The sequence below is a fragment of the Acinetobacter terrestris genome, from assembly GCF_004331155.1.
Taxonomy (GTDB): domain Bacteria; phylum Pseudomonadota; class Gammaproteobacteria; order Pseudomonadales; family Moraxellaceae; genus Acinetobacter; species Acinetobacter terrestris.
Genome location: NZ_SJNZ01000022.1, coordinates 45,572 through 56,769 on the forward strand (window position 1 = coordinate 45,572; position 11,198 = coordinate 56,769).

The 11,198-nt window shown below is 43.1% G+C and carries 13 protein-coding genes; 7 read left to right on the top strand and 6 right to left on the bottom strand.

Going from position 1 to position 11,198, the window contains the following annotated elements:
- Positions 1-72: 72 nt before the first annotated feature.
- Entirely contained in the window at positions 73-807 is a 735-nt protein-coding gene (locus E0H81_RS12175; protein ID WP_131319227.1) for a phosphoadenylyl-sulfate reductase, read from the top strand.
- A 171-nt stretch (positions 808-978) separates the two neighbouring features.
- On the top strand, positions 979-2,358 hold the full coding sequence (locus tag E0H81_RS12180) for a WS/DGAT/MGAT family O-acyltransferase (RefSeq protein WP_131266979.1): 1,380 nt from the start codon (positions 979-981) through the stop codon (positions 2,356-2,358).
- 55 nt (positions 2,359-2,413) lie between these two features.
- Here the strand turns inward: E0H81_RS12180 and E0H81_RS15945 are convergent, their stop codons facing one another.
- The 6 genes from E0H81_RS15945 to E0H81_RS12205 form a co-directional block, all read right to left on the bottom strand.
- Positions 2,414-2,584 (bottom strand): PA1571 family protein, encoded by a 171-nt coding sequence (locus tag E0H81_RS15945; RefSeq protein ID WP_165494446.1) that lies wholly within the window; start codon positions 2,582-2,584, stop codon positions 2,414-2,416.
- A 132-nt stretch (positions 2,585-2,716) separates the two neighbouring features.
- On the bottom strand, positions 2,717-4,171 hold the full coding sequence (rng, locus tag E0H81_RS12185) for a ribonuclease G (protein WP_131319229.1): 1,455 nt from the start codon (positions 4,169-4,171) through the stop codon (positions 2,717-2,719).
- Positions 4,172-4,213: 42 nt separating this feature from the next.
- On the bottom strand, positions 4,214-4,780 hold the full coding sequence (locus E0H81_RS12190) for a Maf-like protein (protein ID WP_131319231.1): 567 nt from the start codon (positions 4,778-4,780) through the stop codon (positions 4,214-4,216).
- Entirely contained in the window at positions 4,768-5,259 is a 492-nt protein-coding gene (gene mreD, locus E0H81_RS12195) for a rod shape-determining protein MreD (RefSeq protein WP_131266985.1), read from the bottom strand. The genes E0H81_RS12190 and mreD overlap by 13 nt, the downstream gene beginning before the upstream one ends.
- On the bottom strand, positions 5,246-6,103 hold the full coding sequence (mreC, locus tag E0H81_RS12200; RefSeq protein WP_131266987.1) for a rod shape-determining protein MreC: 858 nt from the start codon (positions 6,101-6,103) through the stop codon (positions 5,246-5,248). Before mreC ends, mreD begins: the two co-directional genes overlap by 14 nt.
- 16 nt (positions 6,104-6,119) lie before the next feature.
- Positions 6,120-7,166, bottom strand: coding sequence for a rod shape-determining protein (locus tag E0H81_RS12205; RefSeq protein WP_131319233.1), 1,047 nt, complete (start codon positions 7,164-7,166; stop codon positions 6,120-6,122).
- 132 nt (positions 7,167-7,298) lie between these two features.
- Between E0H81_RS12205 and gatC the strand changes: the two genes are divergently transcribed.
- From gatC to E0H81_RS12230, 5 genes are all read left to right on the top strand, one after another.
- Positions 7,299-7,613, top strand: a complete 315-nt coding sequence (gene gatC, locus E0H81_RS12210; RefSeq protein WP_131266991.1) for an Asp-tRNA(Asn)/Glu-tRNA(Gln) amidotransferase subunit GatC — start codon at positions 7,299-7,301, stop codon at positions 7,611-7,613.
- Positions 7,614-7,666: 53 nt separating this feature from the next.
- Positions 7,667-9,145, top strand: coding sequence for an Asp-tRNA(Asn)/Glu-tRNA(Gln) amidotransferase subunit GatA (gatA, locus tag E0H81_RS12215; RefSeq protein ID WP_131319235.1), 1,479 nt, complete (start codon positions 7,667-7,669; stop codon positions 9,143-9,145).
- Complete coding sequence (gene gatB, locus E0H81_RS12220; protein ID WP_086192630.1) at positions 9,145-10,599, top strand: Asp-tRNA(Asn)/Glu-tRNA(Gln) amidotransferase subunit GatB; 1,455 nt, start codon at positions 9,145-9,147, stop codon at positions 10,597-10,599. Before gatA ends, gatB begins: the two co-directional genes overlap by 1 nt.
- A 49-nt stretch (positions 10,600-10,648) precedes the next feature.
- Positions 10,649-11,044 carry a hypothetical protein gene (locus E0H81_RS12225; protein WP_131319236.1) on the top strand — a complete coding sequence of 132 codons (396 nt, stop codon included), beginning with the start codon at positions 10,649-10,651 and terminating at the stop codon, positions 11,042-11,044.
- Positions 11,007-11,198, top strand: a 192-nt coding sequence (locus E0H81_RS12230) for a transposase (protein WP_165492622.1), incomplete at its 3' end; no start/stop codon positions are given. The genes E0H81_RS12225 and E0H81_RS12230, both read left to right, overlap by 38 nt.

An 11,198-nucleotide genomic window follows, 5' to 3' on the forward strand; every position in this document is an offset into this window, starting at 1 on the left:
ATTCTATTAAAATCGTTGTGAATTAAATTAATATAGGTTTTAAGTGTCCAAGCCTATACGCCAGGAACTGTCATGACTACGATCCCCACCATTGACCTTGTCGATGCACTCACATCTGAATATGCTGATAAATCTCCCAGCGAAATTCTGGAACTTGCCTTAAGTCAAGAAGGTGAAATTGCGATTTCATTTTCAGGTGCTGAAGATGTGGTTTTGATTGATATGGCCTCTAATCTCGGTAAACCTTTTCGTGTCTTTAGTTTAGATACCGGTCGTTTACACGCAGAAACCTATCAGTTTATAGAAACCGTACGTAAGCATTATAAAATTGATATCGAAATTTGTTTCCCCGAGACTGAGGCAATTCAGCAGCTTACAACTGAAAAAGGTTTATTTAGTTTCTATCGCGATGGTCATCAGGAATGCTGTGGTATTCGTAAAGTTAAACCGTTGCGAAAAAAACTGGCAAGCTTAGATGGCTGGATTACCGGTCAGCGTAAAGACCAAAGTCCGGGTACGCGCAATGAAATCCCTGTGGTTCAGGCCGATGCCGGTTTTTCTGGTCCAGGTAAACAGTTAATAAAATATAATCCGCTAGCCAACTGGTCAAGTGCGGATGTATGGAACTATATCCGTATGATGGAAATTCCTTATAATCCGTTGCATGAGCGCGGTTTTGTTTCTATTGGCTGTGAACCGTGTACTCGTCCTGTCCTTCCAAATCAACATGAACGTGAAGGCCGTTGGTGGTGGGAAGAAGCCACCCATAAGGAATGCGGATTACATGCAGGAAACTTAAAAAAATAATTTTTTCAAAAAAAGCCACTGTTTTTAGTGGCTTTTTGTTCACTTTTCCTTACACAGAAAGCGGTTCTTTTCTTTTTGAAAAAAGATATACTGAAAAAACGGTTTTTATAATTCTAACAAGCCTGTTCACATAAGAACAGCCAATGAAATTGCAGTGAGGCATTCCACGCTATGCGTCCATTACATCCTATTGATTTTATTTTTTTGTCACTAGAAAAACGTCAGCAACCCATGCATGTCGGTGGACTTTTTCTATTTCAGATTCCTGACAATGCACCTGAAACATTTATTCAAGATCTTGTTGCCGATATACGTAAATCCAAGTGTCTGCCTGTTGCACCTTTTAATAACAAACTGAATGGCCTATTTTGGGATGAAGACCAGGAATTTGATTTAGATCATCATTTTCGTCACATTGCACTTCCTCATCCAGGTCGAATCCGTGAATTACTGACGTATATTTCGCAAGAACACAGCGCTCTGCTTGACCGTGCCAAACCACTTTGGACCTGTAATATTATTGAAGGCATCGAAGGCAACCGCTTCGCGATGTACTTTAAAATTCATCACGCAATGGTAGATGGTATTGCAGGCATGCGTTTAGTTGAAAAATCACTGTCTCTAGATCCAAATGCCAAAAGTATTGTGCCGCTGTGGTGTGTTGAAGGTCCTCGCGCTAAACGCCTGAAAGCCCCACCCAAGAGTCGTATCAAAAAAATTATGGGGGCTTTAAAAGAACAATTAGAATCGACCCCGAAAGTCATGTATGAATTATCCCAGACTATCTTTAAAGATATGGGACGCAACCCTGATTATGTTTCAAGTTTTCAGGCACCAAGCAGTATTTTAAATCAACGCGTGAGTTCTTCTCGTCGTTTTGCAGCACAATCTTTTGAGCTGGGTCGCTTAAGCAAAATTGCCAAAGCGCTTGGCGTAACGATTAATGATGTGGTGCTTGCGATTTGTTCCGGTGCATTACGCGAATATCTGATCAGCCAACAGGCGTTGCCGAAAAAGCCGCTCATTGCCATGGTTCCTGCGTCAGTACGTGATGATAACTCTGATGTATCTAACCGTATTACCATGATTTTAGCCAATTTAGGCACTGATAAAGAAACACCATTGGAACGTCTGCAAATTATTCGTCGTAGCGTCTTGAATGCGAAACAGCGTTTTAAACGCATGAACTCAAATCAGATCTTGAATTATAGTGCCTTGGTTTATGGTGCAGCTGGCTTAAATATCGTTTCAGGCATGATGCCTAAACACCAGGCATTTAATATTGTGATTTCGAATGTTCCAGGACCGCGTGAACCGTTATATTGGAATGGTGCCAAATTAGATGCACTCTACCCGGCTTCTATTGTGCTAGATGGACAAGCCCTTAATATTACCATGACCAGTTATTTAGATAAACTGGAAGTCGGTCTAACAGGCTGTCGCAATGCATTACCTAAAATGCAAAACCTACTCACTCACTTGGAAGAGGAAATTCAGCGCTTTGAAGAGATCGTGGGTCAAGAAAACCCAAAGTTACAGGCGGTGAGTTAACCGCAATTTCTGAAGAATAAATATAAAATAATTAAGGGGGCGTTTTATTCGCCCCTTAATTTTTAATACTACGGCATTGATTTAATAATTGATGGCAAACCGAACGAATCATGGCAGCAGTAATCTGAACTTCTTTACCCTGTTCATCAACGATATAACCATTTCGTGTTGGTTTATTATCTAATGCGTTCAAACTTTTTTTAATAACGACTTGGCTCATACTCATGTCATACCTCTTTTTGCTAAGCCAAAAAGGGAGAATTTGGCTTTGGCTACTGTGTATGACTAGTATTAGAAATTACGCCGAGAAAGTAAAATTTCAGATGTAACAAGTGTTTAACGATATTCTGTTACAATTTCAGCTCAGAATGATATCGTATTGCTCTTGCGTATATAGATTTTCCACCTGAAACTTGATCATACGCCCGATAAAGTGCTCTAAATCGGCCACTGCTGGTGCTTCCGCTGTTAACAATCGGTCAATCACCAAAGGATGCGCAATTACGGTAAATTCACTTTTTGATTCAAAAGCACGCGCATATCTTAAAATTTCCCGAAAAATTTCGTAACACACTGTCTCTGCAGTTTTCACATAACCCCGTCCCTGACAGGTCGAACATGATTCACATAACAAGTGCTCTAAAGATTCGCGAGTACGCTTGCGGGTCATTTCTACCAAGCCCAGTTCTGAAACCTGAGTGATTTTGGTTTTGGCATGATCACGTTCAAGCATGCGCTCAAACTGGCTCATCACTTCTTCACGATGCTGCGCTTCCTGCATATCAATGAAGTCGATAATGATGATGCCACCCAGATTACGCAAACGTAGCTGACGTGCAATTACTTGCGTCGCTTCCATATTGGTTTTGAACACGGTGTCTTCTAGTGTCCGGCCACCCACATATGAACCGGTATTGACATCAATCGTGGCCATCGCTTCTGTCTGATCCAGCATCAAATATCCGCCAGACTTGAGTGAGACACGCGTTTGTAGCGCTTTTTGAATATCTTCTTCTACATTGTACAAGTCGAAAATAGGACGTTCACCGGGATAGTGCATTAGCCTGTCTTTCATACTCGGTACAAATTCTTCGACAAACTCTTGCAACTTGGCATGAATTTCACGCGAATCGACTGAAATCTTCGCGGTATCTTCATTGGCTAAATCACGAATTACACGTTGCGGAAGCGGAAGTTCTTCGAAAATCAGTGAAGGTACCGCAATACTGGTTTGCTTACGCTGAATAAATTCCCAGAGCTTGGCCAGATACGCCATATCCTGGGCAATTTCGGATTCTGGAATACCTTCAGCAGCAGTACGTACAATGACACTGCCCGGTAGCTTATGTTGAGTCTGAATGCCTTCAATCATCGAACGTAAGCGATCACGTTCCTGTTCAGATTCAATCCGTTGTGATACACCAATATGATGGCCATAGGGCATGAGAACGAGATAACGCGAAGGAATGGAAAGGTCGGTACTTAAACGTGCACCTTTGGTTCCAAGCATGTCTTTCATCACTTGAACAGTGAGGATCTGACCCGGTTGGAGCAGTTCAAAAACATTGGGCGTTGGTTGATTACGCGGCCACACCATATCGTTAATATGCAAAAATGCGGTACGAGATAAACCAATATCTACAAACGCAGCTTGCATACCCGGCAAAACGCGAACAACTTTGCCTTTATAAATATTTCCAACCAGACCACGTTTAACCGTGCGCTCTACAAATAGTTCATTGACCGTACCATTTTGGATTAAGGCCACCCGACATTCCATAGGTGTGACGTTAATCAACAACTCGTCAGACATAATAAGACTCAAAACATTATAAAAATTCTTTTTTTCCAGCCGTTAATTTAGTGCCTTAACCGACTGTAATAACTGTACTGTCTCATATAAAGGCAAGCCCACAACGTTACTATAACTTCCTTCTATGCGAGGAATATAACGTGCTGCAATCCCCTGAATGGCATAAGCTCCCGCTTTACCTACAGGTTCGCCTGTCGCCCAATAACTTTCCATATCATCGAGACTTAATTGTTGAAACTCAACCTGCGTTCGTACCACTATACTTGATTTTTCTGTCATTGTACGTACGCAAACACCTGAAAATACATCATGTTTACGACCTGAAATACGTTGCCACATTTCAAAAGCATGTTGTTTGGATTCAGGTTTACCTAAAATTTGATTGTCGACACCCAAACTGGTGTCTGCTGCGATAACAACAGCATCGGGAAACTGATCCAGCACGACTTGAGCTTTGCTGCAGGCGAGGCGTTGCACATAGGCGGTAACGCTCTCGCCTGCTAAAACCGATTCATCAATATCGGGACTAAAAATTTCAAACTCCAGTCCCAGTTGCTGAAGCAGTTCCCGACGGCGCGGAGAACTCGAAGCGAGAATTAAATGCGCCATTTTCTTAAGAAAAAATAAATAACAGGGAAAAATAAAACACTGCTCAACAAAGGCTGCCAGTGTCTTGCAATCGAAAATTGCATACCGCCCATAATTTGCGCCATCCCGGTCATCAACAAATGCGCCAACACGGCCAGGAAGCTAATCACCCATAAATTGGCAAAGGTCAAAATGCGTCGTTCCCGGGTTAAAAATCTGGAAACGAAAGTGATCACCACAAAGGTTAAAGCATTCATTCCCAACGGTGCATCGACTAAAAGATCGGTAAAAATACCGGTCGCAAAGGCAAACCAGATGCCGCACCATGTCGGCTGGCACATGATCCAAAACAGCATCACCAGCAACATGAATAATGGACGTGCACCTGAAACCGCATAGGACAAGGGATAAACGAGCAGTACTGAACAGATAATAACTGAAATAATAATGGCAATCAGCGGATCACGTTTATTCTCAGAGCGTAATTTAGCGAGCAGCATAGGGTTGCTCCATCGCTAAAGAATCAGAAAAAAGTACCACTACATGATGTCCACCTGCCAATAGAGCGGCTGGAATGACTTCAATTTTGGCAAATTCACCCGAATTATGTCGGTTCACTTTAGACACTGTTCCCACGAGGTAACCCGCAGGGAAATGTTCGCCTAAACCTGAGCTATATACTTTTTCACCAACTTTGATGTTGGCGCTGGTTGGAACATATTCCATCTTCAAATGACCTAAATCACCTGTACCGCTAACAATGGCACGCATTCCAGTATGTTCTAAACGTACAGAGAGAGAATGCTCTTTATCGGACAGCAACATGATCCGGCTACTATGTGGATAGACATTGATAATTTGCCCCATAATGCCCTTGTCATCCAAAACCGTTTGACCGACTTTGAGCTGACTGTTTGCACCCCGGTTAATCACAATAATATGTCTGAGTGGATCTGCATCTGTACCAATTACCTCTGCAATTTCCATACGCCCATCAATAATCAGTGGCGTATCGAGTAAACCTCTTAGACGGGTATTTTCAGCAGAAAGTTCAGATAATTTTTGCAGACGAACTTGCGCCTGTAGAAGCTCGGCTTGCATCGCGGTATTTTCACGACGTAACTGGGCTTCAGACTTGGTTTGTTGATTTAGCCATTCTCGCGATAACACTGGATAACTTGCCAAGGCATAAATAGGATTATATGCCGCATACAAGACATCACGTGCGGGCTGAATCACATGCGGCATGCGCCAGTTAAAAAACAGCACGACCCAACATGTGATAACCGCAATGATAAATGAGCGAAAAGATGGCGGTTGTCTGGAAAACAGATTTGTTTGCACCCGCCTGGTCCTTAACTTAGCCTACAAATAGCATGTCATGATTTGGGTTATCAAAGAATTCTAAGACTTTACCACCACCACGGGTCACGCAAGTTAAAGGATCTTCTGCAACCACCACAGGCAAGCCTGTTTCTTGTGCAAGCAGTTTATCGAGGTTACGAAGTAATGCACCGCCACCAGTCAAGACAATGCCACGTTCTGCAATGTCAGACGACAATTCAGGCGGGGTTTGTTCAAGTGCAGATTTCACCGCAGAGACAATATTTTGTAATGGATCAGAAATGGCTTGAGTGATTTCATCAGAAGTCACAGTAATGGCACGAGGCACACCTTCTGCCAGGTTACGACCACGAACTTCGATTTCCAGTGGTTTAGCACCTTCATCCGGCAATGCCATTCCCACTTCTTTTTTAATCACTTCAGCCGTGGTTTCACCAATCACGCAACCATGTGCTTTACGTACATAGTTAATGATCTGTTCATCAAATACATCACCGCCAATACGTAGCGAGTCTGCATAGACACAGCCTTGCAGCGAGATGATTGCAATTTCAGTGGTACCACCACCGACATCTACCACCATTGAACCACATGCTTGCTCCACCGGCATACCCGCACCAATTGCAGCAGCCATTGGCTCTTCAATCAGGCGAACATCACGCGCACCGGCATTAAATACCGCTTCACGGATGGCACGGCGTTCTACCAGTGTCGATTTGCAAGGAACGCAAACCACGACACGCGGTGCAGGTGGAAATAGACGTCTTTCATGCACTTTACCAATAAATTGGTTCAGCATGGTTTCAGTCACTTCAAAATCGGCAATCACGCCATCTTTCATGGGACGGATTGCGGTAATATTCGCAGGAGTACGACCAAGCATTTGCTTTGCATCAAGACCTACCGCGGCAACAATTTTTTGTGAACCACTGTGACGAATCGCCACAACCGTCGGTTCATTTAATATAATGCCTCGTCCTGGTGCATAAATAAGTGTATTTGCTGTACCTAAATCAATGGCTAGATCGGGCGAAAACAAGCCAATTAGTCTTTTTAGAATCACGGAGACGTTCTCGATTAAACTTTATGTGGACGCAAGGTGGCAACTTTAACTAAATGTGATGATTTGAACAAGTCAATCGCTTATTATAACGCACGATATTTTGAATTTTTTTAATACTGATCAGGTGATGTTATGTCTACAACGGATGCACAGCATTCTGCAGATTTAAATGCACAAACAGTTTCAGCAATCGCCAATCTTGCACGATTGTCGCTAGATGATACGCAATCTGCTGAATATGCTCAAAGTCTAAATAAAATTTTAGGCATGATGGAAACCTTAAAAGGCATTGACACAGAAGGTGTCGAGCCGCTTAAAAGCCCATTTGACCATCCACAACCCTTACGTGAAGACGTGGTTTCTGAAGAAAATCATCGTGAAGAATATCAGGCTGTTGCACCTGCAACGCAAGATGGCTTGTACCTTGTTCCACGCGTGATTGAATAATTTCAAATCAGTCAAACCATTTTTGTTAAATTAAACGTAAAGAATTATTTCTCATGACAGATTTACATCGCTTATCGATTCGTGAACTTTCTGAGGGTTTAGCTGGCTCTAAATTCTCGTCTCGTGAACTCACCGAACATTATTTAAAACGCATTGAAAAAATCGATGCTCAAGTACAGAGTTATGTCACGGTTACGCCTGAACAGGCTTTAGCTCAGGCAGATGCTGCCGATGCCCTGCGCCAATCAGGAATGGCCAATGTGCTGACTGGTGTTCCAGTGGCACATAAAGATATTTTCTGTACCCAAGGCATTAAAACCACTGCCGGCTCTAAAATACTGGATAACTTTATCTCTCCTTACGACGCAACCATTGTAGCGAAAGGCAAAGTTGCAGGCTTGGTGACTTTAGGTAAAGTAAACATGGACGAATTCGCCATGGGTTCGACCTCGGAGTCATCTTATTTTGGCGCAACCAAAAACCCGTGGGCACTTGATCATGTTCCGGGTGGTTCTTCAGGTGGTTCTGCTGCGGCTGTAGCGGCTGACCTTGCACCGTTTGCAACCGGTACTGATACAGGTGGTTCAATTCGCCAACCCGCCTCTTTCTGTGGCCTTACAGGGCTTAAACCGACTTATGGCCGTGTGTCTCGTTTCGGTATGATCGCCTATGCATCATCTTTGGACCAAGGCGGCCCGATGGCGCGTTCGGCTGAAGACTGTGCCTATCTCATGAACGTGATGGCGGGTCATGATGACCGTGACTCAACTTCGGTAAACGTTGATGCTGATGATTACATTGCGAACTTGAACGGTACTTCGGTTAAAGGTTTACGCATTGGTATTCCAAAACAGTACTTCAATGTTGCAGGCTTAGATGCTGACGTGAAAGCACGCGTTGAAGAATCGTTGAAAAAACTGGAAGATATGGGTGCGACTCTGGTTGAGATTGATCTCAACATGACCGATGCTTATGTTCCAACCTATTACCTGATTGCACCTGCTGAAGCATCGTCCAACTTACAACGCTTTGATGGTGTTCGTTACGGCTACCGCTGTGAAAATCCGGTGGATTTAACCGACTTGTACAAGCGTTCACGTTCAGAAGGTTTTGGTCCTGAAGTACAACGTCGTATCCTGATTGGTACTTACGCGCTTTCCGCCGGTTATTACGATGCTTACTATGTAAAAGCACAAAAAGTACGTCGTCTCATCCAGCAAGATTTCTTGAAAGCCTTTGAATCAGTAGACGTGATTGCTGCACCTTCTGCACCAACCACAGCCTATAAAATCGGTGCGTCTTTAGACCCGGTTGAAATGTACTTGGGCGACATTTACACCATCGCAGTGAACCTGGCAGGTTTGCCAGCCATCAATGCGCCTGTTGGTTTTGATAAGGATCAATTGCCCGTTGGCTTACAGTTGATTGGTAACTACTGGTCAGAATCTCAATTGTTGTCTGTTGTGCATCAATACCAACAAGCAACCGATTGGCATACCAAACGTGCGGCAATTGCAGAGGAGACAGTGTAATGGCGAAGCTGATTGATGGTTGGGAAGTTGTTATTGGTCTAGAAATCCACACACAGCTCAACACGAACTCTAAAATTTTCTCTGGTTCTTCGACCACTTTTGGTCAAGACCCAAATACCCAAGCCAGCCTGGTTGACTTGGCGATGCCGGGTGTATTGCCGGTACTGAACAAAGCGGTTGTTGATTTGGCGGTGCGTTTCGGTTTAGGGATCGACGCGTATATCGACAAAGCATCTGTATTTGCACGTAAAAACTATTTTTACCCTGACTCTCCAAAAGGCTACCAAATTAGCCAGATGGACAACCCGATTGTGGGCTTGGGTCATGTGGATATTCAGCTTGAAGATGGCACTGTAAAACGCATTGGCGTAACCCGTGCGCATTTGGAAGAAGATGCCGGTAAATCTTTGCATGAAGATTTTGCAGGCATGACCGGAATCGACTTGAACCGTGCCGGTACTCCTTTGCTTGAAATCGTATCTGAACCGGATATGCGTTCGGTTGAAGAAGCTGTAGCGTATGTCAAAACCATTCACACCCTTGTACGCTGGCTCGGTATTTCTGACGGTAACATGGCGGAAGGTTCGTTCCGTTGTGACTGTAACGTGTCGTTACGCCGTCCGGGCAATGAATTCGGTACACGTTGTGAATTGAAAAACATCAACTCTTTCCGTTTCATTGAAAAAGCGATCAATGTTGAAATTGAACGCCAAATGGATATTTTGGAAAGTGGCGGCAAAATTACGCAAGAAACCCGTTTGTTCGATCCGAACAAAATGGAAACGCGTTCAATGCGTTCTAAAGAAGAAGCCAACGATTACCGTTACTTCCCTGATCCAGACTTGTTGCCTGTGATTATTTCTGATGAGCAAATTGAAGCGATTCGTGCAGAACTTCCTGAGTTACCGAAAGCACGTCGTGAGCGGTTTGTATCTGAGCATCAATTGTCTGAATACGATGCACACGTACTCACTGGTTCACGTGAATTGGCTGATTTCTACGAAGCTGTAGTGGTTGCTGCAGGTGGCGCGAAACAGGCGAAATTGGCGGCTAACTGGGTAATGGGTGAATTCTCTGCGGCTTTAAACAAAGCCAACCTAGAAATTACCGATTCTCCAATTTCAGCTGAACAGCTTGGCGGCATGATTGCGCGTATTGTAGACAATACCATCAGCGGTAAGATTGCGAAGCAAGTATTCGGCTTTATGTGGGAATCCAATGGTCAATCTGCCGATGCCATTATTGCGGAAAAAGGCTTGAAGCAAGAAACTGATACTGGCGCGATTGAAGCGATCATTAAAGAAGTGCTTGCTGCAAACGAGAAGATGGTTGAAGAATACAAGTCTGGTAAAGAGAAAGCCTTTAACGGTCTTGTAGGTCAAGTGATGAAAGCGTCACGTGGTAAGGCCAACCCTGCTCAAGTAAATGAATTGATGAAGAAATTAATTGGTTGATTTGATTAATTTCGAAAAAGAAAACCCGCTTTAGAGCGGGTTTTTATTTATGCAAAATAACACAGAAATCAAAATTTACATCAATGATACAGCTACTACTGAAGTACCTGAACTTGAAAACTACAATGGTTACTTAGTACTTTTAAATCCCAAATCTTGGGATGACTTTGGATTTAAGACAACTTTTAATATTTCGATTATAAATTTTTCTAAATTAGAGAAACCTAAACAAAATTTTAGTGATCTTAAGCTAGCTGTTAAAAACCAAACGCCCTCAAACGCACCGATGGAAGATGTATTTTTCCAAGAATATTTAGGTAGAAGCATAGAGGATAGAACTCTGATGTGTGCTGAGAAAACAGGAGGTTTTAACTTGGTAAACTATAGACACTCATCAGGAGTTTACCATGAGCAAGAAACAGAAGACTTACACCGCAGAATTTAAAGTTGAAGCAATAAAATTGATTGAAGCCAATCAAAGCAATGTATCGGAAACAGCCAGACAACTTGGCATTTCAATGCAAACTCTTTCAAATTGGAATAATAAAGCAAAGACTGGCACCTTAGCAGGCACTAAACAATATTCACCTGATCTAAAT

What these genes read in the sequence shown, in the direction of transcription:
- gatB (WP_086192630.1), top strand. Translation starts at nt 9,145, where the DNA reads ATGGCGAAGCTGATTGATGGTTGGGAAGTTGTTATTGGTCTAGAAATC.
- rng (WP_131319229.1), bottom strand. Translation starts at nt 4,171, where the DNA reads ATGTCTGACGAGTTGTTGATTAACGTCACACCTATGGAATGTCGGGTG.
- E0H81_RS15945 (WP_165494446.1), bottom strand. Translation starts at nt 2,584, where the DNA reads ATGAGTATGAGCCAAGTCGTTATTAAAAAAAGTTTGAACGCATTAGAT.
- gatC (WP_131266991.1), top strand. Translation starts at nt 7,299, where the DNA reads ATGTCTACAACGGATGCACAGCATTCTGCAGATTTAAATGCACAAACA.
- gatA (WP_131319235.1), top strand. Translation starts at nt 7,667, where the DNA reads ATGACAGATTTACATCGCTTATCGATTCGTGAACTTTCTGAGGGTTTA.
- E0H81_RS12190 (WP_131319231.1), bottom strand. Translation starts at nt 4,780, where the DNA reads ATGGCGCATTTAATTCTCGCTTCGAGTTCTCCGCGCCGTCGGGAACTG.
- E0H81_RS12175 (WP_131319227.1), top strand. Translation starts at nt 73, where the DNA reads ATGACTACGATCCCCACCATTGACCTTGTCGATGCACTCACATCTGAA.
- E0H81_RS12225 (WP_131319236.1), top strand. Translation starts at nt 10,649, where the DNA reads ATGCAAAATAACACAGAAATCAAAATTTACATCAATGATACAGCTACT.
- mreD (WP_131266985.1), bottom strand. Translation starts at nt 5,259, where the DNA reads ATGCTGCTCGCTAAATTACGCTCTGAGAATAAACGTGATCCGCTGATT.
- E0H81_RS12180 (WP_131266979.1), top strand. Translation starts at nt 979, where the DNA reads ATGCGTCCATTACATCCTATTGATTTTATTTTTTTGTCACTAGAAAAA.